General features: G+C 67.3%; 21 protein-coding genes. 2 read left to right on the forward strand and 19 right to left on the reverse strand.

Annotated features, from left to right (window positions below; translation table 11 throughout):
• Positions 1-2: 2 nt before the first annotated feature.
• From ssuD to CBM2588_RS10240, 7 genes are all read right to left on the reverse strand, one after another.
• Positions 3-1,175 (reverse strand): FMNH2-dependent alkanesulfonate monooxygenase, encoded by a 1,173-nt coding sequence (gene ssuD / locus CBM2588_RS10210; RefSeq protein WP_115680447.1) that lies wholly within the window; start codon positions 1,173-1,175, stop codon positions 3-5.
• Positions 1,176-1,205: 30 nt separating this feature from the next.
• Complete coding sequence (locus tag CBM2588_RS10215) at positions 1,206-2,234, reverse strand: sulfonate ABC transporter substrate-binding protein (protein ID WP_115680448.1); 1,029 nt, start codon at positions 2,232-2,234, stop codon at positions 1,206-1,208.
• Between the two features lie 158 nt (positions 2,235-2,392).
• A complete protein-coding gene (gene ssuE / locus CBM2588_RS10220; protein ID WP_115680449.1) occupies positions 2,393-3,016 on the reverse strand; it encodes an NADPH-dependent FMN reductase in 624 nt (207 codons plus the stop codon).
• Positions 3,017-3,089: 73 nt separating this feature from the next.
• Complete coding sequence (locus CBM2588_RS10225) at positions 3,090-4,094, reverse strand: sulfate ABC transporter substrate-binding protein (RefSeq protein WP_115680450.1); 1,005 nt, start codon at positions 4,092-4,094, stop codon at positions 3,090-3,092.
• Positions 4,095-4,495: 401 nt separating this feature from the next.
• Positions 4,496-5,035 carry a ferritin-like domain-containing protein gene (locus CBM2588_RS10230; RefSeq protein ID WP_115680451.1) on the reverse strand — a complete coding sequence of 180 codons (540 nt, stop codon included), beginning with the start codon at positions 5,033-5,035 and terminating at the stop codon, positions 4,496-4,498.
• A gap of 254 nt (positions 5,036-5,289) precedes the next feature.
• On the reverse strand, positions 5,290-5,505 hold the full coding sequence (locus tag CBM2588_RS10235) for a hypothetical protein (RefSeq protein WP_115680452.1): 216 nt from the start codon (positions 5,503-5,505) through the stop codon (positions 5,290-5,292).
• 65 nt (positions 5,506-5,570) lie between these two features.
• Positions 5,571-6,833, reverse strand: coding sequence for an MFS transporter (locus tag CBM2588_RS10240; protein ID WP_115681457.1), 1,263 nt, complete (start codon positions 6,831-6,833; stop codon positions 5,571-5,573).
• A 240-nt stretch (positions 6,834-7,073) separates the two neighbouring features.
• On the opposite strand from CBM2588_RS10240, the gene CBM2588_RS10245 reads away from it, so the two are divergent.
• Positions 7,074-8,051, forward strand: a complete 978-nt coding sequence (locus tag CBM2588_RS10245; protein ID WP_115680453.1) for a GlxA family transcriptional regulator — start codon at positions 7,074-7,076, stop codon at positions 8,049-8,051.
• 145 nt (positions 8,052-8,196) lie between these two features.
• Here the strand turns inward: CBM2588_RS10245 and clpB are convergent, their stop codons facing one another.
• From clpB to CBM2588_RS10295, 10 genes are all read right to left on the reverse strand, one after another.
• Positions 8,197-10,785 (reverse strand): ATP-dependent chaperone ClpB, encoded by a 2,589-nt coding sequence (gene clpB / locus CBM2588_RS10250; protein ID WP_115680454.1) that lies wholly within the window; start codon positions 10,783-10,785, stop codon positions 8,197-8,199.
• A gap of 223 nt (positions 10,786-11,008) precedes the next feature.
• Positions 11,009-11,890, reverse strand: a complete 882-nt coding sequence (locus CBM2588_RS10255; protein WP_115680455.1) for a MaoC/PaaZ C-terminal domain-containing protein — start codon at positions 11,888-11,890, stop codon at positions 11,009-11,011.
• Positions 11,890-14,028: a D-(-)-3-hydroxybutyrate oligomer hydrolase gene (locus tag CBM2588_RS10260; protein WP_115680456.1), complete on the reverse strand. Its 2,139-nt coding sequence runs from the start codon at positions 14,026-14,028 to the stop codon at positions 11,890-11,892. The genes CBM2588_RS10255 and CBM2588_RS10260 overlap by 1 nt, the downstream gene beginning before the upstream one ends.
• Before the next feature lie 127 nt (positions 14,029-14,155).
• On the reverse strand, positions 14,156-15,709 hold the full coding sequence (locus tag CBM2588_RS10265; protein WP_115680457.1) for an acyl-CoA synthetase: 1,554 nt from the start codon (positions 15,707-15,709) through the stop codon (positions 14,156-14,158).
• Between the two features lie 14 nt (positions 15,710-15,723).
• Positions 15,724-16,800, reverse strand: coding sequence for a branched-chain amino acid ABC transporter permease (locus tag CBM2588_RS10270; RefSeq protein WP_115680458.1), 1,077 nt, complete (start codon positions 16,798-16,800; stop codon positions 15,724-15,726).
• 11 nt (positions 16,801-16,811) lie between these two features.
• On the reverse strand, positions 16,812-17,840 hold the full coding sequence (locus CBM2588_RS10275; protein ID WP_115680459.1) for a branched-chain amino acid ABC transporter permease: 1,029 nt from the start codon (positions 17,838-17,840) through the stop codon (positions 16,812-16,814).
• Positions 17,841-17,889: 49 nt separating this feature from the next.
• Positions 17,890-18,630, reverse strand: coding sequence for an ABC transporter ATP-binding protein (locus CBM2588_RS10280; protein ID WP_115680460.1), 741 nt, complete (start codon positions 18,628-18,630; stop codon positions 17,890-17,892).
• Positions 18,623-19,384 carry an ABC transporter ATP-binding protein gene (locus tag CBM2588_RS10285; RefSeq protein WP_115681458.1) on the reverse strand — a complete coding sequence of 254 codons (762 nt, stop codon included), beginning with the start codon at positions 19,382-19,384 and terminating at the stop codon, positions 18,623-18,625. The genes CBM2588_RS10280 and CBM2588_RS10285 overlap by 8 nt, the downstream gene beginning before the upstream one ends.
• 92 nt (positions 19,385-19,476) lie before the next feature.
• Positions 19,477-20,667: a substrate-binding domain-containing protein gene (locus CBM2588_RS10290; RefSeq protein WP_115680461.1), complete on the reverse strand. Its 1,191-nt coding sequence runs from the start codon at positions 20,665-20,667 to the stop codon at positions 19,477-19,479.
• A 108-nt stretch (positions 20,668-20,775) separates the two neighbouring features.
• Positions 20,776-21,435, reverse strand: a complete 660-nt coding sequence (locus CBM2588_RS10295) for a TetR/AcrR family transcriptional regulator (RefSeq protein ID WP_115680462.1) — start codon at positions 21,433-21,435, stop codon at positions 20,776-20,778.
• Between the two features lie 262 nt (positions 21,436-21,697).
• Between CBM2588_RS10295 and CBM2588_RS10300 the strand changes: the two genes are divergently transcribed.
• Positions 21,698-22,573, forward strand: coding sequence for an alpha/beta fold hydrolase (locus CBM2588_RS10300; RefSeq protein ID WP_115680463.1), 876 nt, complete (start codon positions 21,698-21,700; stop codon positions 22,571-22,573).
• Here CBM2588_RS10300 and crcB read toward each other — a convergent pair.
• Positions 22,555-22,935: a fluoride efflux transporter CrcB gene (gene crcB, locus CBM2588_RS10305; protein ID WP_115680464.1), complete on the reverse strand. Its 381-nt coding sequence runs from the start codon at positions 22,933-22,935 to the stop codon at positions 22,555-22,557. The genes CBM2588_RS10300 and crcB overlap by 19 nt on opposite strands.
• Complete coding sequence (moaE, locus tag CBM2588_RS10310; protein ID WP_062800446.1) at positions 22,935-23,420, reverse strand: molybdopterin synthase catalytic subunit MoaE; 486 nt, start codon at positions 23,418-23,420, stop codon at positions 22,935-22,937. Before moaE ends, crcB begins: the two co-directional genes overlap by 1 nt.
• Position 23,421: the final 1 nt, after the last annotated feature.

A 23,421-nucleotide genomic window follows, 5' to 3' on the forward strand; every position in this document is an offset into this window, starting at 1 on the left:
CCTCAGCTTTGCGCGGCGCGCGGCACAATGCCGGTCGCCATGACTTCACCGAACGGGCCGGACAGCACCTTGCCCGGCAGCGTGTCGAACGTCGCGCGCACCGTGCGGGGCAGCAGCGGGAACACCAGTTCGGCGAAACGGTAGGCTTCTTCGAGGTGCGGATAGCCGGACAGCACGAAGGTGTCGATGCCCAGCGCAGCGTATTCGCGCAGGCGCTCGGCCACGGTATGCGGGTCACCCACCAGCGCGGTGCCGGCGCCGCCACGCACCAGCCCGACGCCGGCCCACAGGTTGGGGCTGATCTCCAGCGCCTCGCGCGTGCGGCGGGTGCCGCCCGCGTGCAGTGCGGCCATGCGGCGCTGGCCTTCGGAATCCATGTTGGCGAACACGGCCTGCGCGCGCGCCACGGTGTCGTCGTCGAGCCGGCTGATCAGGTCCTCGGCCGCGGCCCATGCGGCGTCATCGGTTTCGCGCACGATCACATGCAGGCGGATGCCGAACTTCACCGTGCGGCCGTGGCGGGCGGCGTGGCGGCGCACGTCGTCCAGCTTCTGCGCCACCGCCGCGGGCGGCTCGCCCCAGGTCAGGTAGGTATCGACCTGCTCGCCGGCCAGCGCATGCGCCGGCGCCGACGAGCCGCCGAAATACACCGGCGGATGCGGCTGCTGCAGCGGCGGGTAGAGCACGGTGGCGCCCTTCACGCTGAGGTGCTTGCCCTCGTAATCGACCTTGCCCCCGTCATGGCTGGCGGCCAGCACCCGGCGCCAGATGCGCAGGAATTCGGCCGAGGCCTCGTAACGCGCGGTGTGGTCGAGAAACAAGCCGTCGCCCTCCAGTTCGGCGCGATCGCCGCCGGTAACGAGGTTGACCAGCAAGCGGCCACTGGAGATGCGGTCGAAAGTCGCGGCCATGCGCGCGGCCAGGGTCGGCGCCATCAGGCCCGGGCGCACCGCGACCAGGAATTTCAGGCGCTGCGTCACCGCGGCCAGCGCCGATGCCACCACCCACGGGTCTTCGCATGAGCGTCCCGTCGGGATCAGCACGCCTTCATAGCCCAGCGTGTCGGCGGCCACGGCGACCTGCCTGAGGTAATCGAAACCGACCGCGCGCGCGCCTTCGGAAGTGCCCAGGTAACGGCTGTCGCCGTGGGTGGGGATGAACCAGAATACTTGCATGTCGTGCTCCTGTTCTTGTTGGCCGGCGTGTCAGCGCCTGGCCTGCTGCTGCGGCGGGGCCCAGCGCGCATCGGCGACCCTGACCGGTTTGGGAATCAGCTTCAGCGCGTGAAACGCATCGGCAATGCGTTGCTGCTCGGCCAGCACCTCGGCGCTGACCGGGCGCGCGCCGTACGAGAAGCGCGACACCGCAAGCGCGAGCACATCGGCCGGCAGCCCGGTTTCACCGGTGAGCACCGTGGTGGCCTCCTTCGGGTGCTGTTGCGCCCACGTGCCCAACGTGGCCAGTTCATCCAGGATCAGGCTGACGATCTCCGGCCGGGCCTGGGCATAGGGGCGCGACGCCAGGTAGAACTGGTGGTTGCTGACCACGTTCTTGCCATCCGCACCGCGGCCATCGGCCAGCACGCGCGCGCCCAGCTGCTTCTCGGCGGCGGCCAGGAACGGATCCCAGATCACCCACGCATCCACCGCGCCGCGCTCGAAGGCGGCGCGCGCATCGGCCGGCGGCAGGTAGACCGGCTGGATCTCGCTGTAGGGAATGCCGGCCTGCTCCAGCTGGCGCACCAGCAGGTAATGCACGTTGGAGCCCTTGTTCAGCGCCACGCGCTTGCCGCGCAGGTCGGCCACCGAGCGCAGCGCCGAGCCCTTGGGCACGACGATGGCCTCGGCCACCGGTGCCGGCGGCTCGTTGCCGACATAGGCCAGCTGCGCCCCCGCGGCCTGGGCAAAGATCGGCGGCGCCTCGCCCACGGTGCCGAAGTCGATGGCGCCGACATTGAGGCCTTCAAGCAGCTGGGGTCCCGCCGGAAACTCGGTCCACCGGACGCTGATGCCTTGCGGCGCGAGGCGCTTTTCCAGCGTGCCGCGCGCCTTCAGCAGCGTCAGCGTGCCGTACTTCTGGTAGCCGATGCGCAGCACCTTGGCATCGATCTGGTTCGACTGCGCCTCGGCGCGGCCGGGCAGCAGCCCGTAGGCCAGGCCAGTGGCAAGCACCAGCGCGGCGGTAATGAGTCGGCGGCGCTGGCTTGACGTGCGCAGCGGCTTGGTCGTTGTCATGTGAAGTCCTCCTTGGCCCGCGCCGATGTGCCGCGGGCCGTATTCGATGTCCGGGATGTTTTGGCAGCACGCCGCCCTGCCGGCCCCGCATGGCGGGTGGCATCGCGTCGCTGCCGTAGCGCCGGGCTGGCCGGCGCCACTACAGTCAATCCATCAGTTCAGGCGGAACATCGCTCGGCCGCCGCGAGCGCGGCGGCGTGCCGGACGTAGGCGCCGGGCACCACGTCGAGCGGCACCTCGATGCGGGCATGCGCCAGCGCATCGCGCACGCGCAGCACGCCTTCGTCCAGCCGCGCGGCCAGCGCGGCATCGAAGCGCGCCTGGCGCGCGCCGGCGGCATCGACCGCTTCGATCTGCTGGTCCACGGCGAAGATGCCGGGCAGGATCTGGCGTGAGCCGAGCGCGGCCAGCACCGGCCGCAGCGCGTAGTCGATCGCCAGCGCATGGGCCAGGCTGCCGCCGGTGGCGATCGGCAGCACGGTCTTGTCGCGCAGGCCGGTCTGCGGCAGCAGGTCCAGGAAGGCCTTGAGCAGCCCGCTGTAGGCGGCCTTGTAGACCGGCGTGGCCAGTACCACCACCTGGGCCTGCACCACCGCACGCAGGGCGCCATCGATGGCCGGGTCGTCCGTGCGCGCGGCGAGCAGCGGCCCGGCCGGAAGGTCGCGCAGGTCGAGGTGGCGGGTGCGTTCGCCTGCAGCCTCGAGCGCCGTGCGCAGGTGCGCCAGTACCAGGCCGGAGCGGGACTGGGCCGACGGACTGCCGGAGAGCGTCAGGATGGACATCGGGCTTCCTTGTTCTGAGGCACCGGCGGGCGCCGCGGCCGCCCACGCGGCCGGGTGCGCCGGTCCCGGGTTTTTACTTCTTGCCGGGCTGGTAGATCTGGTCGAACGAGCCGCCGTCGGCGAAGTGGGTCTTCTGCGCCTTCTGCCAGCCGCCGAAGACCTCGTCGATGGTGAACAACTTCACCTTCGGGAAATTGGCGGCGTACTTGGCCGCGACCTTCTGCGAGATCGGGCGGTAGTAGTTCTTCGCCGCGATCTCCTGCCCTTCGTCGGTGTACAGGAACTGCAGGTAGGCCTCGGCCGCCTTGCGCGTGCCCTTCTTGTCGACCACCTTGTCGACCACGGCCACCGGCGGCTCCGCCAGGATCGACACCGACGGCGCGACGATGTCGAACTTGTCCGGCCCCAGCTCCTTGATCGCCAGGATGGCTTCGTTCTCCCACGCGATCAGCACATCGCCCAGCCCGCGTTCGACAAAGGTAGTAGTGGCGCCGCGCGCGCCCGAATCCAGCACCGGCACGTGCTTGAGCAGCTCGCCGACGAACTCGCGCGCCTTGGCGTCGTTGCCGCCCGGCTGGCGCAACGCATAGCCCCACGCCGCCAGGTAGTTCCAGCGCGCGCCGCCCGAGGTCTTGGGGTTGGGCGTGATCACCTGCACGCCGGGCTTGACCAGGTCGCCCCAGTCCTTGATGCCCTTGGGATTGCCCTTGCGCACCAGGAACACGATGGTCGAGGTGTACGGCGAGGCGTTGTGCGGCAGGCGCTTCTGCCAGTCCGGCTTGATCAGGCCCTTTTCCGCGATGGCGTCGATGTCGTAGCCCAGCGCCAGCGTGACCACGTCGGCGTCGAGCCCGTCGATCACCGAGCGTGCCTGCTTGCCCGAGCCGCCGTGCGACTGGCGCACGCTCACGGCGTCGCCACCCTGGGCCTTCCAGGCCTTGGCGAAGGCGGCGTTGACATCGACATACAGTTCGCGCGTCGGATCATAGGAAACGTTCAGCAGGTTGGTAGCGCTCGCGGTCTGCGCCGCGCTGATGGCTGCCAGGACGGCCAGGCCGATGGCCAGTTTGCGGATCATCTTGTGTTGCTCCCGTCAGTGTCGTGAATGGCGCGGTGCGCCTGTTTGCGTCGCCCGCCCTGGCGGGCCGGCTGGTGTCAGGAGCAAGACTACTGATGGGGCATTCCGAACGGAACGAAGGGTTTCGCCGATCCTTCGCTGTTTTCTGCATAAGATCCGGCGGAAATATGGGCATACCCGACATAGGGTGCATAGCGGTGCGCAAAAACGTGCGCACAAGTGGCGCAGGCGGCACACCCAAAAGAAAACGCCCGCACCGGCAAACCGGTGCGGGCGAAGTTTCCATTCTGGAAACGGGTAGACAAGTCATGAAGAGCGCCCCCGCATCTCCATGACAGGGCAGATCTTATCGGGCTGGCCGCCGCCGCGGCTTGACCCATATCAAGTGCGCAGCAACCCCGTCAGCCGCCCTGCCGGCTCAGCAGGTCGGCCATCTCGTCGGCATGCTCCTCTTCCACGGCCAGGATCGATTCCATCAGCCGGCGCGAAGTCGGGTCGCGCTCGCCCAGGAACTGGATGATTTCCCGGTAGCTGTCGATGGCAATGCGCTCGGCCACCAGGTCTTCCTTGATCATGTCGGTCAGCGAGCTGCCGGCCACATACTCCGCGTGCGAGCGGCTGGTCAGCCCGTCCGGGGCAAAGTCAGGCTCGCCGCCCAGTTGCACGATGCGCTCGGCGATCTGGTCGGCATGGCCCTGCTCTTCATTCGAATGCGCCAGGAATTCATCGGCCACGCTCTTCGAGTTCGGCCCCTTGGCCATGAAGTAGTGCCGGCGGTAGCGCAACACGCAGACCAGCTCGGTCGCCAGCGCGTCGTTCAGCAGCTTCAGTACGGTGTCGCGGTCGGCCGCGTAGCCCGCGGTCACCGCGCCTTCGTCGATGTGCTGACGCGCACGCTCGCGCAGGGTCTTGACGTCTGTGAGGAAAGGCTTGTCGTTCATAAAGGGCTCCTGGGGGATGGGGCTGCGTGGGCGCAGCGCCTTGTGCGGAAACTCAACCCTTTTGTAACGCGAGAAGTGTGCCACTCGGCCCGCCGGCCGAAACGCGCGGCTGACAAGGACACCGTCGGCACCGCGGCGTGCAAAAATTGCACGGCACCGACCGGCTTACACGCCGCGGGAAATGGAAGCGAAAGGCGAAAGCAGCTTGGGCACGATCCACCTGGACCCGAACCGTTGTCCATATGCCAGACCCGCTAGCCGCCGCAAACCGGGCCAAATATGACGCCATCCACACGCGCACGCGCGACCGTGGTCGGGCCCATGGCAAGCAGCACGCTGACGAGCATGGCCAGGCAAGCCCATGCGAGTCGCGTCCATATGCGAGTCTCGACCGTCAACGAGTCAAGCATCAACGGGATCATGCTTACGCCAACAAGCAGAAAGGTGACGACGATGATGTGGACCATCATTGCTACGCGCTCGCGTCCTCCTGATTCATCGGGGCCATGGAACCATTCGCGGTCGCCGGCCCGGGTCAGCCATTGGTTTCCAGGCTCGGCCCGGCCGGGCTTGTCGTCCGGTCAGAACTGTTGGACCATGGTCCGCTACCGCGCAGGCCGAACCACGAGCACATCGCCGAGACCAGCGTAATCAAGGAGAGCCCCATGATGGCATGCACGTAGCTGCCACTCGATTCAAAGGACCAGGCTCCCAATTGCACAGTCAGAAACGCGCCGACCTGGTGAACAAGAAAAAGCAAGCCGAACACTTTACCCTTGACCTCGGTGCCATAACGCTCGAAGCAAAACATCGATGTCAGGATAACCGTGCCCAGATAGCTGGCGCCGAAGAGTACCGCAAATGGCAGGAAGCCTAGCCAAGGCGCGATAAGCAGGAGCATCGACAGCGAACGCATCGCATAGAAGAGCCCAAGCAACCGGTGCTTGTCGAATCGCAAGGCAAGGATGCCCGATGCGATCCCGCTCAGCAGTTCAAGCGCGCCCAGGACACTCATGGCAAAGGCCATCTCCACCCTTGGCAGGCCCTGATCCTGCCAGTGCGCTAGAAGGTGGACATCGATGAACGCCATCGTAGCGCCACAGCCGAAGAATCCTGCCGCCAGCACATAAAAGCCGGGATCATGGCGCACCACCGACCAGGCGTTCGCATACGGCGCTTTGGTTTGCGTGTCGGGCGTGAGAGCCGAAGGAGGCTCCCACCGTGATACCAACCAAAGGGCAGCGGTTACGGGCACGGCCAGCACGATCCCGACCACGCCGAATACGGTCATCCAGCTCGCCTGCGGCTGCAGCCATATCCACATCGGAGAAAGCACGATGAAGCCAATCGCGGTGCCATTGGTCACTACAGCATACGCCAGACCCTTCCTCTTCTCTTCAAAGAGACGGTCCACCAGCACGCCCATCGGCACGAAGGTCATTGCCGCGAGTCCGAACGCGCCCACGACGCCGAAGGCCAGGCTGAAGTACACAATCGACTGATGCCAGACCGCCACGCTAGCGCAGGCGGCGCCCGCGGCGAATGCGCCGATAGCGGACGTGCGCAACGGTCCGACCCGATCGCTCAGCGCCCCCACCACAGGGGACATGAAGCCGGTAGCCAGCATGAACAGGCCACCTGACCACGCGAACTGAGCACGTCCTCGGCCATAGTGTTCCGCCAACTCGACAAAGTAGACCTGGTAGATGCCCTTTATCGCCGTGGAGACAAACATCGCGGCGAAACCGATGGCGATCAGCAAGGAGATGAGCGAGCGGGAGTTTCGGTGGCCGGTCATGTCAGCGTCCATTCCTGGGAACCGTCAGAGCGCCATTTGAAGTGAATTGAGTTTTCACGGTAAGTCTTCACGTCATTTTGATGACTGCAAGCCTAAGCCGGTGACTTGCGGCCAGCCAGCAAATGACTGGCCAGCGTTAGCAAATATCTGGCCATATCCAAACACCTATAGAATTTCCGTTCCGAGCGCTCGAGGAAGCGAGAATCCCGTCAGCGCCCACTCAGTCGGAATCGACGCCACATGAGATCCGCTTACCTCCTCGTACTGCCTGGCGTTCATATGCTGGACCTGGCCGGTCCGCTACAGGTCCTGTCTACCGTCTCGGAGCTAGGTATCGGTCAGCTTTCCGTTCAGTGCGTCGGCCCTGATGCGAACGTGCAGGCCTTTCAGGGAGTGGCTCTAGGCCGAATCGAGGCATTGCCTGCGCGCGTCAATAGCCGCGACCTGGTAGTGGTGATCGGCAGCAAGCTGCAGACTTCATTGATGGCATCGCAGCCCTGGCGCGATGCCGCTGCGTGGCTGCGCCGCATGTTCACGGGCCGTCAAGCCCCTGACACGACTATTGCCGCGGTCTGCACCGGCGCCTTTCTGCTGGGAGACGCGGGACTACTCGACGGCCGGCTGTGCACCACGCATCATGCCTTCATCAGGAGGCTTCGCGCGCGGCAACCGCATGCCTCGGTGGTCGACAACCGGGTCTTTGTCTGCGATGGCAAGGTCTGGACCTCCGCGGGAGTCGCATCCGGCATCGACATGGCGCTGAGGCTGGTGGCGGAGATTTTTGGCGACGACGCCGCCATTCGTGTAGCACGCGAGAATGTCGTGCCATTCCGGCGCTTTAGCAATGACCCGCGGCTCGATCCGCAGTACCAATCACGTTCGCATGGCAACCAGTTGATCCATGCCGTCCAGGATGCCATCTCGCGAAACCTGGAGGCTTCCGTCTCCGACCCCCGCTTTGCCCAGAGCTTTGCGATCAGCGTCAGGCACCTTTCCCGGGTGTTTCTGGAAGAAACGGGGCTGACACCAAAGCAGTACCAGCTTGCCCTGCGCATGGCACGTGCAAGGAAGCTGCTGACGGCTTCAAGCCTTTCCGTGGAAGAGATCGCATCGAAGTCCGGCTTCAGCAGCGTTCAGGCCTTCCGCAGTTGCTGGGACAAGATTGAAACCCTGACGCCAAGTCAGTACCGGAAGTCCAAATCCACCAGAAGGACTTGAGCTCTCGATGGCATTGAACCTTGCGCACCCAACAAAAAGCCCCTGCGCTATGGCGCAGGGGCTTGAGTGCGATCGGCCGCCTCGACGCTTCCCTTCCTGCTAACGGAAGCGAAGCAAGCGGCTGTGCGGGGGACGGCGCGCAGCCTCAGTCCAGCTTCCGCCCGAACGTGAACTCCCCATCGGCATAATCCACCGGCACCACGTCCTTGGCGGCGAACTTGCCTTCGAGGATGGCCCGTGCCACCGGGTTCTCGATCTGCTGCTGGATCGCCCGCTTGAGCGGACGGGCCCCGAACACCGGGTCGTAGCCCGCGCTGGCGATCTTCTCCAGCGCATGATCGGTGACCTCCAGCGTCATGTCCATGCGGGCCAGGCGGGCCTGCAGGCGCTGCAGCTGGATGCGCGCGATCGACTCGATGTTCTTCTGGTCGAGCGCGTGGAACACCACGACTTCATCGATCCGGTTGAGGAACTCGGGCCGGAAATGCGTGCGCACTTCCTGCCAGACCGCGCCCTTGATCGCTTCCTGCGGCTCGCCGGTCATTGACTGGATGATCTGCGAACCCAGGTTGGACGTCATCACGATCACCGTGTTCTTGAAGTCCACCGTGCGGCCCTGGCCGTCGGTCAGGCGGCCGTCGTCCAGCACCTGCAGCAGCACGTTGAAGACGTCCGGGTGGGCCTTCTCGACTTCGTCGAGCAGCACCACGCTGTACGGCTTGCGGCGCACGGCCTCGGTCAGGTAGCCGCCTTCTTCATAGCCCACGTATCCCGGCGGCGCGCCGATCAGGCGGCTGACGCTGTGCTTCTCCATGAATTCGCTCATGTCGATGCGGATCAGGTGTTCTTCCGAATCGAACATGAACTCGGCCAGCGCCTTGCACAGCTCGGTCTTGCCGACGCCGGTCGGGCCCAGGAACAGGAACGAGCCATAGGGCCGGTTCTCGTCCGCAAGCCCGGCACGCGAACGGCGGATGGCATCGGACACCAGCCGCACGGCTTCGTCCTGGCCGACCACGCGCCCATGCAGGCGGTCTTCCATCTTCAGCAGCTTCTCGCGCTCGCCCTGCATCATCTTCGATACCGGGATGCCGGTGGCGCGACTGACCACTTCGGCGATTTCCTCGGCGCCCACTTGCGTGCGCAGCAGCTTGTTGGGCTGCTTCTGCTCGCTGGCCTCGGCATCGGTCGCGGCCTTGAGCTTGCCTTCCAGGCCCGGCAGCTTGCCGTATTGCAGCTCGGCCACCTTGTCGAGCTTGCCTTCGCGCTGCAGCCTGGAGATCTCCAGCTTGATCTTCTCGATCTCTTCCTTCAGCGCGGCCGTGCCCTGCGCAGCGCCCTTCTCGGCCTTCCAGATTTCGTCGAGGTCGGCGTACTCCTTCTCCAGGCGCGCGATCTCCTGCTCGATCAGCTCCAGGCGCTTCAGCGAAGCCTCGTCGGTCTCCTTCTTGACCGCCTCGCGCTCGATCTTCAGCTGGATGGTGCGGCGCTCGAGCTTGTCCATCGACTCCGGCTTGGAATCGATTTCCATCTTGATGCGCGCGGCAGCCTCGTCGATCAGGTCGATGGCCTTGTCAGGCAGGAAGCGGTCGGTGATATAGCGATGCGACAGCTCCGCCGCGGCGACGATGGCCGGGTCGGTGATCTCGACGCCGTGGTGCAGTTCATACTTCTCCTGCAGGCCGCGCAGGATGGCGATGGTGGCTTCCACGGTCGGTTCGTCGACCAGCACCTTCTGGAAGCGGCGCTCGAGCGCGGCGTCCTTCTCGATGTACTTGCGGTATTCGTCCAGCGTGGTGGCGCCGATGCAGTGCAGCTCGCCGCGCGCCAGCGCCGGCTTGAGCATGTTGCCCGCGTCGATCGCGCCCTCGGCCTTGCCTGCGCCCACCATGGTATGGATCTCGTCGATAAAGACGATGGTCTGGCCCTCGTCCTTGGCGACGTCGTTCAGCACGGCCTTGAGGCGTTCCTCGAACTCGCCGCGGTACTTGGCGCCGGCCAGCAGGCCGGCCATGTCCAGCACCAGCACGCGCTTGTTCTTCAGGCTCTCGGGCACTTCGCCGTTGACGATGCGCTGCGCCAGCCCTTCGACGATGGCGGTCTTGCCCACGCCCGGCTCGCCGATCAGCACCGGGTTGTTCTTGGTGCGGCGCTGCAGGATCTGGATCGCGCGGCGGATCTCGTCGTCGCGGCCGATCACGGGGTCGAGCTTGCCGATGCGGGCGCGCTCGGTCAGGTCGATGGTGTACTTCTTCAGCGCCTCGCGCTGGCCCTCGGCCTCGGCGCTGTTGACCGAATCGCCGCCGCGCACGGCCTGGATGGCCGACTCCAGCGACTTGCGGTTCAGGCCGTTTTCACGCGCGATGCGGCCGGCATCGCCCTTGTCGTCGGCGACGGCGAGCAGGAACAGCTCGCTGGCGATGAACTGATCGCCGCGCTTGATCGCTTCCTTTTCGGTGGCGTTGAGCAGGTTGACCAGGTCGCGGCCGATCTGGACCTCGCTGGTGCCCTGTACCTGCGGCAGGCGCTTGATGGCGGCGTCCAGCGCCGTCTGCAGGCCTTGCACGTTGACGCCTGAGCGCGCCAGCAAGGCCTTGGCGGCGCCGTCGTCCTGCGACAGCAGCGCGCGCAGCACGTGCTGCGGGTCGATGTATTGGTTGTCGTTGGCCAGGGCCAGGCTCTGCGCATCAGCCAGCGCTTCCTGGAACCGGGTGGTCAGCTTGTCAAGACGCATAAGGAATCCCTCTCTCGGATAGGTCGTGTCCTGATGCGGGGGGCGTCGGCGGCGAAGCTTGCCGCGGCGCCCGTATGCCCTGCCGGACACTCATGTCATACCGAAAGATAAGGCTTGGCCGTGACATTTCAAGGCCGCAGGCCGTGCGGCGTTGCGCCCGGCCCGCATGGCCCGCCGGCCGGCCACCATGTGATGCTCGCGATACGCGCGATACGCGCGCCCGCTACGCGGCGCGGTCGGCGCCCTTGTGCGCCAGGTTGCGCACCAGCACCAGCGACTCGCCCTGCACCACCACCCGGCCGTCCGCGCCGGTAACCAGGCTGGCCAGGTTGACGAGATCCTTGTCCGCGCGCAGCCGCACGATGCGCACGCGCGCCGTCAGCGGCTCGTCCAGCCGGGCCGGCGCGGCCAGCCGCAGCGACTGCTTCATCCAGCCGGTGCCGCGGCCGGGCAGCCGGGTGCCGAGCAGGTCCGAGAACATGCCGGCCAGCAATGGCAGCGGCACCAACGGCCCGGAGAAACCCCGGGCGCGGGCGAAGCCCGCATCGGCGTGGAACGGGTTGGCATCGCCGGTGAGCGCGATGTACTCGTCCAGGTCCGCCGCGGTGAAGGCCCGCACCGCGCTCGCCTGCTGGCCCGGACGCAGGCCGTACAGGGCCGCATCGCCGTCCTGCGCAACCGGGTCCGCTCCGGCTGAGTGGTCGGCCAGTGCGGCAGGACTCGCGTCCGCCAGCCAGCGCGACTCGCCCACGGCCGTCACCCGCGGCGCCTGGCCTGGCCCGCCCGCACAGCTGACCGTGGTGGCGTAGGCGGCAAGCCCGACGGGCGCTGCTTGCGCAGACAGCGCAAACTGCACCGCGTCGCCAACGAACGCCGGCGCCGGGAACATCAGCGCCTGTACGACCGGCAAGGCCGGCCGTGGCAGTTGCCGCGCGCTATGCGCGCACAGCAGCGAGAACAGCAACATGCCGTGCGCCACCGTGGCACCAAAATGCGTGCCACGGGCAAAGGCCGGATCGCAGTGGATCGGGTTGTCGTCGCGCGACAGCGCGGCGAAGCGGTCGAAATCGCGCTGCGACAGCACGCGCGGCGGTTGGTCGTGCATCAGTCGGGCACCTGTACGGTATTGGCGTTGACGGTGATGGCGTTGCCGGGGGCAGGCGTGGCGGCGAACGGCGGCACGTTGGACGGCAACAGCGCCGGCGCCGGGGTGTTGAGCGTGCCGCCACGCGGGGTGGTCCGCAACACCTGCGACGGCGGCAGCGCCCTGCCCGTGGTCAGGTTGTCGTAGACCGCGTCGAGGGCCCGGTTCAGGTAGACGTGCAGCGGCACATAGCGGTTGCTGTAGCCCGGCACCACGCCGATGAAGGCATCGAAGTGCTGCGCGTTCTCGACCTCGACGTAGGACAGCTTGCTGGTCACGCCCTCCTGCTGGCGATTCAGGCCCAGGTAGGGGCGCGAGGTATGGTTGACCGGCAGCAGCGCGTCGCTGCGCCCATGGACGATCAGCGCCGGCTTGCCGCGCAGGTTGCCGTTGCGCAGCGTCAGCGCCTGGCCGGCCTGCAATGCAAGCGCCGCGGCATCTGAGCCGGTCAGCAAGCTGCGCAGGCAGCTGGCGCCGTCGTAGTTCAGGTCGGCGCGCTGGGTCGAGGCGGACACGGACGGCAGATTCAGGTACGGCCCATGCTGCGGATCGCGATCATTGATCAGCTGGACCGGTGCCTGCGGCGGAATGCCATTGCCGGTGGCGTACATCGACGCCAGCGCGGCGGGCGCGATCGCCGCCGGCTTCAGGTCCGTCAGCGTGGCGGCAAAGCTGTAGCCGCACAACCGGTCGGTCACGCTGGTCCGCGCATAAGCGTTGGCGTAGGTGACCGAGATCGCGGCCGCCACGTCGAACGCGGCCAGCGACGGGTGCAGGTCATCCGATTCCGCCTCCCAGCCCGCGGCGCGCAGCGCCTGCAGCGCGCTGGCGCTCTGCTGGTCGGTGTTGGCGCCGGTGACCAGCCCTTTCTCGGCCAGCGTCTGGCAGCGCGCCGCGAAGAACGGCGCCATGGTGGGGTTGGCGTAGAACGGCGCCTGCGTCAGCGCGGTGGCGCGCCCGGCGCAGTGCTGCAGCAGGTTGGCCGTGGTGGTGTAGTCGTACAGTGTCAGGCCTGAAGCCGCCACCTGTGCCGCGCCACGCCGCACCACGATGCCGGTGTTGGGCGGCATGTTCAGGTTGGGCTCCGCCACCGCCACGCCGTCGATCAGGCCGCCGGCATCCTGCTCTGCCGCGGCCACGGCCGCGCCGCCGCCATTGGACACGCTCGACGCAATCACCAGCACCTTGTCCTGGTCCAGCGTGCGCTGGCGCGTGCCGTTGGCCGACACGGCGCCGACGCGGTCATTGATGGCCCACAGCGCAAACTCGACCGCCTGCAGCGTGAACTTGCCCCAGTCCTTCTCGGGGTTGCGCTGCGAATGCGCGTGCTTGAACGCCAGCCGGTGCGGGTTGGCGGCGGTGAATTCCGCCAGCGAGGTGGCACCTGCCGGCGCGGCGAAGTGCGCGTTCTTGCCGGCGGCCGCGCGCGTGGTGCGGGTGCCGTCGATCAGCGGCACCGTGTCGGTATCCAGGTCATGCGGCGCGGCGCCGGTGCCCTTGTCGGTATAGGCCACCGCGCAGCCGCGCTTCAGGCCCCATTCTCCGGTGCCGATGGCGCCATATACGCCGCGCGAGCCGGACGACGTCGCGGTAATCAGGCACGGCCTGGCGGGGTTGAACGTGGTCGGTATCTGCACCAGCATGGTCACGTTCTGCTGGCCCGAGCCGTCGTCGGAGTAGGCCATGTACTCGACGCCGGCGACCTTGCCTTCCGACGCGGTGACATTGCCCTGCGCATCGACGTTGGGCCCATAGAGCGAGCCGTAGCCGCCGCCGGCACTGGTGTCGACAATGGCGCGATAGTTGGTATAGATCGCGTAGCGCCGCAGTTCCGCCGCGGTTGGCGCGGCCGGGTTGAGCGGCAGCGGTGCGGTGCTGCTCGCCAGGCCGTCCTTGCCCAGGCCTGCGGTCAGCAGGTCGTCGGTGGCGCCGTCGTAGCTGTTGATGGTGACCGCGCCGATATAGGCCGGCTTGGTATTGGGGTTGCCGCCGTTGCCGTTGTCGTCGCTGGAGCCGCATGCGGCCAGCATCGATGCGGCCGCCGCCAGCGCCGTGAGCCTGAGGCCGCGGTACCGCGGCGAATGCTGCGTGGATTGCATGTCAACCTCCTTCTGTCGCCCCGTGCCGGGGCCGTCGAGACATACGTCGATGGAAGACTGCGAAACTGCGAAGACTGCGACCGCGAACAACGGGAACGACATCAAACCACGGTAACTGGTGCGCGCTTCAGCCGCTGTTTCCGGCCAGGTCCGCACGCAGCTTGTGCTTTTCCACCTTGCCGGACGGCGTGCGCGGCAACGCGTCGAGGAAGCGCACCTCGCGCGGCACCTTGTAGCCGGCCAGGTGCGCCTTGCAATGAGCGATCACGGCATCCGCGTCAAGCGCGGCATCCGGGCGCAGCACCACCAGCGCCATGCCGACCTCGCCCCAGCGCGGGTCCGGCGTGCCGATCACCGCGGCCTCGGCAACGCCCGGCAGCTGGAACAGCACGTTCTCGACCTCGGCCGGATAGACGTTCTCGCCGCCCGAGATAAACATGTCCTTGGCGCGGTCGACGATGTAGTAGTCGCCGTCCTCATCGCAATAGGCGATGTCGCCGGAATGCAGCCAGCCGTCGCGCAGCGCCTGCGCGGTGGCCTCGGGCAGGTTCCAGTAGCCCGGCGTCACGCCCGGCCCCTTGATCAGCAGTTCGCCGCGCTCGCCGGGGCCCACGTCGACGCCGAGCGGATCGACGATGCGGGTCAGCATCGATCCCACCGGCTTGCCGATGCTGCCGAGCTTGCGGCGCGCGGTGTCCTCGTCGCATACGAAGACCGTGGGACCGGTCTCGGTCATGCCGAAGCCGAAGCGGATGGTCACGCCCTTGGCCAGGTAGGCTTCCAGCAAGGGTCGGGGCACCGGCGAGCCGCCCGCCGCCATATTGCGCACGCCGGACAGGTCCGCCTGCGCGAAGCGCGGGTGCTGGCTCAGGAACAGGTACACCGACGGCACCGCGAAGAACATGGTGATGCCCGCGCCGCTGCGGCGGTCGAGCCGGTCCAGCACGGCCTGCGGCTCGAACTGCCGCATGATGTGCACCGTGCCGCCGGCGTGCAGCACCGGGTTGGCGTACAGGTTCAGGCCGCCGGTATGGAAGAACGGCAGCACGTTGAGGAACACGTCGTCGCGCGTGATCTGGTTGGCCAGCATCGCATTGACGGCGTTGAAGAAGACCATGCCGTAGGTCTGGATCACGCCCTTGGGCTTGCCGGTGGTGCCGGAGGTGTAGAGCAGGTGCCAGATATCACTCTCGTCGCGGCACGGCATCTCGATGATGCGGCCGGATGCGGCATCGAGCACGGCTTCATATTCGGTCCAGCCGCCGGGCACGTCGGCGGCTTCGTCATCGGCCAGGTGCAGCACCGCGCGCAGCGGCACGGCGCTGGCCAGTTCCGCGGCCACGCCCAGGAAGCCGTCGCCCGCCACCAGCACTTGCGGCGTGCAGTCATGCAGGATCGGCAGCAGTTCGGCCGCGGGCAGGCGCCAGTTCAGGCACACCATCACCATGCCGGCCTTGGCGCAGCCATACAGCATCTCGAGATAGTCCGAGCTGTTGTGCGCCAGCACCGCCACGCGCGTGCCCGGTGCCAGGCGCAGATGGTCGCGCAGGTATTCGGCAAAGCGGCTGGCGCGCTCGTCGACATGGCTATAGGTCACGTGGCGGCCGCTCTCCACGTCCACCAGCGCGACCTTGTCGGGGAAATGCTGCGCGTTCCGGTGCAGCCAGTCGATCACGTACATGGGCTAGCCTCCGCTCAGCTGGCGATGTCCCGGACCGGTCCGCTGCCGCGCAGCCGGCCCACCACGCCCTGCGGGAAATAGTAGACGCTCAGCACGAACAGCAGGCCCAGCCACAGCAGCCAGCGGTCCGGATGCAACAGCGCCGACAGCAGCGGCAGCGCGGCGGTGCCGTCGCTGGCCAGCTTCATCACGTCCTGCAGGTAGGTCTGCGCCAGCAGGAACAGCACGGTGCCGATCACCGCGCCGTAGAGCGTGCCCATGCCGCCGATCACAACGATCAGCAGGATGTCGACCATGATCTCGAACGACAGCGAGGTGTCGGGGCCGTTGTAGCGCAGCCAGATCGCCATCAGCACGCCCGCCAGCGTGGCGAACATCGCCGACAGCACCGTCGACACCGTGCGGTAGACCACGGTGCGGTAGCCGATCGCCTCGGCGCGGAAGTCGTTCTCGCGGATTGCCTGCAGCACCCGGCCGAAGGGCGAGTTGACGATGCGCAGCAGCGCCAGGAACAGCACCAGCGCGCCGGCGAATACCAGGTAGTAGCTCAGCAGCTTGCCGCTCAGCGGCACGCCCAGCCATTCGGCGTCGCCCAGCGTAAAGCCCGGGCGCAGCACCTCGGGCACCTTGAAGGTCAGCCCGTCCTCGCCGCCGGTCCACTCCGACAGCTGCGAGACCAGCGTGGCGAAGGCGGTCGCCACCGCCAGCGTGATCATGGCGAAGAAGATCGCCCGCACCCGCAGCGAGAACAGCCCGATCAGGAAGGCCAGCAGCGCCGATACCGCCAGCGCGCCGGCCGTGCCGGCCAGCAATGCGCCCCAGCCCGGCTCCATGCGCGACATGGCGATGGCCACGCCATAACCGCCGATGCCGAAGAACATGGTGTGGGCAAAGGAAACGATGCCGGTATAGCCCAGCAGCAGATCGTAGCTGGCCACCAGCACCACGAAGATGCAGATCTTGGCCGCCATGTTGAGCGCGCGCGCGCCCGGGAACGCGAACGGCGCGCACGCCAGCGCCACCAGGATCAGCAGCAGCAGCGCCGCCAGCACGCGGCTGCGCGGCAGGTCGCCGGAGAGAAGTCGGATCATGGTCGTTGCCCTCAGCGCCGCGCCACCGGGAACAGCCCTTGCGGGCGCCACAGCAGGATCAGCATCATCAGCAGGATGTTGGAGAACAGAGCAACCTTGGGGAACAGGAAACCGGTGTAGTTGGCCATCAGCCCCACCAGCAGTGCCCCGACAAAGCAGCCGGTGGTTGAGCCCAGTCCGCCGATGATGATCACGATGAAGATCAGCACATTGACCTGCGCCCCGATCGCCGCCGTGATGTTCTGCTGGTACAGCCCCCACAGCACGCCGCCCAGCCCCGCCAGCGCGGCGCCCGCGACGAACACGCCGACGAACAGGCGGCGCACCCGGTAGCCGAGCGCCTCGACCATCTCGCGGTTCTCCACCCCGGCGCGAATCAGCAGGCCGATGCGGGTGCGGTTGAGCAGCAGCAGCATGGCGATGAAGATCACCAGCCCCAGCGCCATCGCGATCAGCCGGTACTTTTCGATCGCCGCATCGCCCAGCAGCACCGCGCCGCGGAAGGTGGTGGGCACCTGCAGCGCGATGGCTTCCGGGCCCCAGATGGCCTTGATCAGCTGCTCGGCGACGATCATGCCGCCCATGGTGATCAGGATCTGCTTGAGGTGCTGGCCGTAGACCGGGCGCACCACCACGCGCTCGAAGAACAGGCCGACCGCGCCCGCGGCCACCATGGCAGCCGCGATTGCCAGTGCAAACACGGCCAGATTCTGCGCCAGGCTGTCGGCCTCGACCCAGCCCGCCAGCGGCAGCAGCACCGAGGCCGCGACATAGGCGCCCAGTGCGATAAAGGCGCCATGGCCGAAGTTGAGCACGTCCATCAGGCCGAACACCAGCGTCAGGCCGGACGACACCACGAAGATGATCATCCCCATCGCCAGGCCGGCAATGGTCAGCGTGAGCCAGGTCGACGGGCTGCCGACCAGCGGAAAGGCCAGCAGCATCAGCAGCGGCGCCAGCGCGAGCGGGGTCCAGTCGAGGCGGACGCCGGGCGGCGCGGCCGGGGTTGCGGACGGCAAGGTGGTTGATGAAGTCGTCATGTGTCTGTTCGTGCTGATTGTGTGCTCCGGCCTGCGCAAGCGCAAAGGCCTACTGGTGCGCCGCCAGCGACAACCCCAGCAGCCGCTGCTGCAGCGCCTCGTCCTCCGCCAGCGCCGCCATCGTGCCGCCATGCACCGTGCGGCCATCGTCCATCACCGCCACCGTATCGCCCACCGACTTCGCCATATGGAAGTTCTGCTCCACCAGCAGGATCGACACCTCGGTCTGCTTCAGCTCGCGGAATACATGGATCATGTTCTGGATGATCGCCGGCGCCAGTCCCTTGGTAGGCTCGTCGACAATCAGCAGCTGGCGCGGCTCGATGATGGCGCGCGCGACCGACAGCATCTGCTTCTGCCCGCCCGACAGCACGCCCGCGCGCTGGTGCCAGAACGTCTTGAGCGCGGGGAACATGCGGAACACCCAGTCCAGCCGGCGTTCGTCGATGGCGCCGGTACGCGCGGCCAGGCGCATGTTCTCGGCCACGGTCAGGTCGGAGAACACGCTCATGTTCTCCGGCACGTATGCAATGCCGGCCTGCGCGATCGCCGGCGTGCTGTGGCGCGTGATGTCGGCGCCATTGAAGCTGACGGTGCCGGCGCTGGCCTGCCACAGGCCCATGATGGTGCGCAGCGTGGTGGTCTTGCCGGCGCCGTTGCGCCCCAGCAGCATGGTCACGCCGCCGCGCGGCACCGCGAAGCTGACGCCATGCAGGATGTGGTACGGGCCGATATGGGTCTGCACGTCCCGCAGTTGCAGGATCGGCTGCGCCGCGGTCGCCTCAGCCATGGCTGCCCTCCTCTTCCGGCAGGCCCAGGTAGGCCTGCTGCACCACCGGCGACGCGATCACCTCGGCCGGGTCGCCATCGGCCACCAGCGTGCCGTTGTGCAGCACGATGATGCGGTCGGCCAGCGAGCGCACCACGTCCATCTTGTGCTCGACCAGCAGCACGGTCTTGCTGCGGTCCTGGCGGATCTCGCGGATCAGGTCCAGGATCACCGGCACTTCGTCGACGCTCATGCCCGCGGTGGGCTCGTCGAACATGAACACGCGCGGCTGCAGCGCGAGCAGGATGCCGACCTCCAGCTTGCGCTGGTCGCCGTGCGGCAGCGATGCCACCGTCAGGTTGCGCTTGCCGGCCAGCGCCACGCGTTCCAGGATGGCCATGGCCTGCGCCTGCAGGTTGCGGTGGCCCGACCACATCGAGAACAAATCGATGCCGCGCTGCTGCCGCGCCTGCACCGCCAGGCGCACGTTCTCCAGCACCGACAGCTGCGGGAACAGGCTGGTCAGCTGGAACGCGCGGCCGATGCCGCGCCGGGTCTTTTGCGACACCGGCAGGCGCGTCACGTCCTCGCCGGCGAGCAGGATCTGCCCGGCAGTGGGCGGCAGCTGTCCCGAGATCAGGTTGAAATACGTGGTCTTGCCGGCGCCGTTGGGGCCGACGATGCAGGTCAGCTCGCCGGGCCGGAACGCGCACGACACCGCATTGACGGCCACATGGCCGCCAAAGCGGATGGTGAGCCCGCGCGTTTCCAGCAACGGCCGCAAGTCGGACGCCGCCGCGCCAGCGAGCTGGCCCGCCGGTTGCGAAGGCGCCGGCGCGGTCCTGGCGAAGGAGGCTGGCGCGTCCATCAGCGGTGGTTGCGCACGGGCACGTTCATTTCCTCGGGCCTGATCTCGCGCACCAGCTCCGGCACGCCCCAGGCAAAGGCCGGGTCCACCTTGATCTTGAAGTGGTACATCGACTGCATCGCCTGGTGGTCTTCCTTGCGGAAGGTCATCCTGCCCTTGGGCGTGTCGAACGACATGCCTTCCATCGCCGCGATCAGCTTCTCGGTGCCGGTTTCGCCATGCGTCTTCTTCAGGGCTTCGACCAGCGCGATGCCCGCGCTCATGCCGCCGGCGGTGAAGAAATCGGGCGGCGCCTTGAACTTGCTGTAGTGGTTGGACACCAGCCACTCGTTGGCCTTGTTCTTGGGGATGCCGAAGTAGTAGTACGTGGCACCTTCCATGCCGGGGAAGTTCTTGTAGCTGGCCATCGCGGGCAGGATGTTGCCGCCGGTGGCGATCTCGATGCCGTAGCGTTTCGGGTCCAGATCGGCGATCTTGAACGGGTTGCCGGCGCCGGCCCAGATGATGAAGATCACCTTGCGGCCGGGCTTGTCCTTGAGCGAATCGAACAGCCGCTGCGCGCCCGCGGTGAAGTCGGTGGTATTGGTCGGCAGGTATTCCTCATGGACGATCTTTGCGTTCTTCAACGCGCCCTTGAAGGCCTTGACGCCGTCGCGGCCGAAGGCATAGTCCTGCGCCAGCGTGGCGATCTGCACGCCCGGCTTGTCCAGCGCCACCGCGTTGGAAATCGCGTCCTGCGACGAATTGCGGCCGGTGCGGAAGATGTAGCGGTTCCACTTGTCGCCGGTGATGGAGTCGGCCACGGCGGGCTCGACCAGCAGCACCTTCTTGTATTCCTCGGCCACCGGCAGCATCGCCAGCGCCGTGCCGGAGGACGTCGGACCCACCGCGATGTCGGCGCGGTCGTCGCTGTAGGCCGCGGCCAGCTGCGCCTTGGCCACGTCCGGCTTGCCCTGGGTGTCTTTCTCGATCACCACCAGCTTGTTGCCGTTGACGGTCATGGTGCCGTTGGTGGCGTATTCCAGGCCCATCATCAGGCCGGTCTGGGTCTGCTTGGCATAGGCCTCGAGCGCGCCGGTCTTGTCGTAGACGTGGGCGATGCGGATGTCCTTGGCCAGCGCGGCGCCGGCGCCGAGCAGCGCGGCGGCCAGGGCCAGGGCGCGCAGGGCGTGGGGGTGGTTGCGATGCATTGCGGTCTCCTGGGTTCGGTCTCGTTTGTGTTTGTAGGGATGAAACCTGCTGCAACTGCGTGGCATGCCGGCTGGCGGCGCATGCGGGCCGGTACTGCGCAATCGCGCCTATCGCGTCTGGCGCGGCTGCAGGCCGTGCGCGATCAGGTCGAACGCGGTGTCGACCACCTTCTCCATCGATGGCGGACGCTTCCAGCGCGCATAGCGCATGCCGAGGAAATTGCTGATGCCGATCAGGCACCAGGCGCGCACCTCGGCATCGCCGGGCACGATCTCGCCCTGCTCTTCGGCGCGGGTCAGCCGCCGGCTGTAGAGCTCGGCGAATACCTGGAAATAGCTGCTGTAGATGGTCTCGTCGACCGAGTAAGAATCCAGCACGATCCGGTACAGGTTCTTGTGGCGCGAAACGAAGGACAGGAACGCTTTCAGCCCCAGTCGCTCGGCCTCCATCTGGGTTTCGGCCGCGGCCACGTGCTTGCGCAGGTGCGCGCGCACCAGTTCCAGCATGTGCGCGACCAGCGCGCGGAAGATGTCTTCCTTGTCCTTGAAGTACAGGTAGAAGGTGCCCATCGCCACCTTGGCTTCCTGCGTGATCTCGGAGATCGACGCGGCGTAGTAGCCCTTCTCGCCGAACACCTTCTCGGCGGCGCGCAGCAGCGCCTCGCGTGTCTTCTGCCCGCGCGCGGTCTTGGGCGGGCCCATGCCGCCGGCCGGGCCGGTGGCGTCGACGTCGGCTATGCCGGTGTCGCCAGTCTGGGTGGTGGACATCTTGTCTCCGGTGGCGCTGCGCGCCTTGTCATGGAAATGCCGACCGCTGCCTGTATTGCCGGCGCCAACCGGTTGCCGGCAGGCGCCTCCCCGCCCCTGCCGCCACCGTGCCGTCGCCCGGAACCGACATTCAGGCAAAACCTGATATCTGATTCATGTTTCATCGTATAAATTGCGCAGCGTGGATGTCAATAGAGGGGCACCCTCACCTCGGGCGGCAGCCCGGGCATCTTTTACCCCTCCAGCCAGCCGAGACACACCGTTGGACGCTTCCGATCCGGTACCCGTCAGCCCCGCCGCGCTGCCCTTTGCGGTCCATCCGGCGCGCGGCGCCCTGCCCGGATGGCGCGAAGCCGGCCAGGGACGGCCCCTGCTGTTGCTGCATGGCTGGTCGGTCAACGGGGAGGCCTTTGACGGACAGCGTGCGCTGGCGCTGGCCGGCTTCCGCGTGATCGCCCCGGATCACGCCGGCCACGGCCTGTCGCGGCAGCGCGCGGGCGCGACCGTCGCGGCGCTCGCGCGCGACGTAGCCGCGCTGGTCGCGCACCTGGGGCTGGCTGACGTGGTGGTGGCGGGCTGGTCGATGGGCGCGATGGTGGCCTGGGCGCTGCTGCGCGACCAGCCGCAACTGCCGCTCGCAGCGGTGGGCAGCATCGACATGACGCCCCGCATGGTCACCGACCAGGGCTGGCCGTATGGGCTGCACGGCAATTACGACCTGGCTCATGCCCGTCAGATGGCGGAGCGCGTCCGCGCCGACTGGCCCCGGCTGGCGCCGTCGGTGGCATCAGGCTTGTGGGCGGCAGGCCGGCGACCGCAGGCGGCGGCGACGCAGCGGATCGCGCACATGGCGCAGCAGTGCGATGCCGCGGCGCTGGCCAGCTTGTGGGAAGACATGGCGCGGCAGGATTTCCGCGACACGCTGCGCGCGGCGCGACTGCCGCTGTTCCATCTGTATGGGGAGGCCAGCCGGCTGTACGCGCCGGCGGTAGGCACGGCCACGCGGGCCTTGCACCCGGCGGCGGGGTTCAGCGTGGTGGCCGGTGCCGGCCACAGTCCGCATATGGAGCAGGCGCAGGCCTTCAATGCCGCGCTGCTGGCCCTGATCCGGGACGCGGATCAGGCTAGCATGCGATAGGTCCAGAGCCCGAGCGCGGTCAGCAGCAAGGAGCCGCCGAGATGCAGCAGCAGGTGCATCGCCGCCCAGCCGTAGTCGCCGGCGATCAGGTTGGCGACAACTTCGCTTGAGAACGTCGAGAACGTGGTCAGCCCACCCAGGAAGCCGGTAATGGCCAGCAGGCGCCATTCCGGCGGCAGGCCGGCATGGGTATCGAAGAAGCCGACCGCCAGCCCGATCAGGTAGCCGCCCAGCAGGTTGGCCGCGAGCGTGCCGTACGGCATCGCCGGATTCATGGCATTCCACAGCACCGAGAATCCCCAGCGCAGCCATGCCCCCGCCGCGGCGCCGACACCGACCGCGACAAACCCCAACGGCCCCATCAGGGCTGGTCCTCGCCGCTGGCGTTGATCGACTGGATGCCCCAGCGCTTCAGCGCGTCTTCATCGGTCACCCGTGCATCGACCCAGCGCGCGCCCTCCGGCGTTTCTTCCTTCTTCCAGAACGGCGCTTCGGACTTGAGGTAGTCCATGATGAATTCGCACGCCGCAAACGCATTGCCGCGGTGCTTCGATGCCACCGCGACCAGCACGATCTGGTCCAGCGGCAGCAGCGGGCCGACGCGATGGATAATGGTGACGCCGAGCAGTTCCCAGCGCGCGCACGCCGCCGCCTCGATCTGCGCCAGCGCCTTCTCGGTCATGCCCGGGTAATGCTCCAGCTCCATCGCGCTGACGGCGCTGCCCTCGCTGACGTCGCGCACCGTGCCGATAAAGCTGGCCACGGCGCCGACCTGCGGGTTATCGGCGCGCAACGCCGCGACTTCCGCGCCGAGATCGAAATCCTCACGCTGCACCCGGACGCTCATC

This window comes from Cupriavidus taiwanensis, assembly GCF_900250075.1.
GTDB lineage: Bacteria > Pseudomonadota > Gammaproteobacteria > Burkholderiales > Burkholderiaceae > Cupriavidus > Cupriavidus taiwanensis_C.

Excerpts from the sequence above, each read along its gene's own strand:
- CBM2588_RS10260 (WP_115680456.1), bottom strand. The coding sequence starts at position 14,028 with ATGCAATCCACGCAGCATTCGCCGCGGTACCGCGGCCTCAGGCTCACG.
- crcB (WP_115680464.1), bottom strand. The coding sequence starts at position 22,935 with ATGGGGCCGTTGGGGTTTGTCGCGGTCGGTGTCGGCGCCGCGGCGGGG.
- CBM2588_RS10235 (WP_115680452.1), bottom strand. The coding sequence starts at position 5,505 with ATGATGGTCCACATCATCGTCGTCACCTTTCTGCTTGTTGGCGTAAGC.
- CBM2588_RS10270 (WP_115680458.1), bottom strand. The coding sequence starts at position 16,800 with ATGATCCGACTTCTCTCCGGCGACCTGCCGCGCAGCCGCGTGCTGGCG.
- moaE (WP_062800446.1), bottom strand. The coding sequence starts at position 23,420 with ATGAGCGTCCGGGTGCAGCGTGAGGATTTCGATCTCGGCGCGGAAGTC.
- CBM2588_RS10295 (WP_115680462.1), bottom strand. The coding sequence starts at position 21,435 with ATGTCCACCACCCAGACTGGCGACACCGGCATAGCCGACGTCGACGCC.
- CBM2588_RS10275 (WP_115680459.1), bottom strand. The coding sequence starts at position 17,840 with ATGACGACTTCATCAACCACCTTGCCGTCCGCAACCCCGGCCGCGCCG.
- CBM2588_RS10215 (WP_115680448.1), bottom strand. The coding sequence starts at position 2,234 with ATGACAACGACCAAGCCGCTGCGCACGTCAAGCCAGCGCCGCCGACTC.
- ssuE (WP_115680449.1), bottom strand. The coding sequence starts at position 3,016 with ATGTCCATCCTGACGCTCTCCGGCAGTCCGTCGGCCCAGTCCCGCTCC.
- CBM2588_RS10240 (WP_115681457.1), bottom strand. The coding sequence starts at position 6,833 with ATGACCGGCCACCGAAACTCCCGCTCGCTCATCTCCTTGCTGATCGCC.
- CBM2588_RS10225 (WP_115680450.1), bottom strand. The coding sequence starts at position 4,094 with ATGATCCGCAAACTGGCCATCGGCCTGGCCGTCCTGGCAGCCATCAGC.
- CBM2588_RS10230 (WP_115680451.1), bottom strand. The coding sequence starts at position 5,035 with ATGAACGACAAGCCTTTCCTCACAGACGTCAAGACCCTGCGCGAGCGT.
- CBM2588_RS10290 (WP_115680461.1), bottom strand. The coding sequence starts at position 20,667 with ATGCATCGCAACCACCCCCACGCCCTGCGCGCCCTGGCCCTGGCCGCC.
- ssuD (WP_115680447.1), bottom strand. The coding sequence starts at position 1,175 with ATGCAAGTATTCTGGTTCATCCCCACCCACGGCGACAGCCGTTACCTG.
- clpB (WP_115680454.1), bottom strand. The coding sequence starts at position 10,785 with ATGCGTCTTGACAAGCTGACCACCCGGTTCCAGGAAGCGCTGGCTGAT.
- CBM2588_RS10280 (WP_115680460.1), bottom strand. The coding sequence starts at position 18,630 with ATGGCTGAGGCGACCGCGGCGCAGCCGATCCTGCAACTGCGGGACGTG.
- CBM2588_RS10255 (WP_115680455.1), bottom strand. The coding sequence starts at position 11,890 with ATGCACGACCAACCGCCGCGCGTGCTGTCGCAGCGCGATTTCGACCGC.
- CBM2588_RS10265 (WP_115680457.1), bottom strand. The coding sequence starts at position 15,709 with ATGTACGTGATCGACTGGCTGCACCGGAACGCGCAGCATTTCCCCGAC.
- CBM2588_RS10245 (WP_115680453.1), top strand. The coding sequence starts at position 7,074 with ATGAGATCCGCTTACCTCCTCGTACTGCCTGGCGTTCATATGCTGGAC.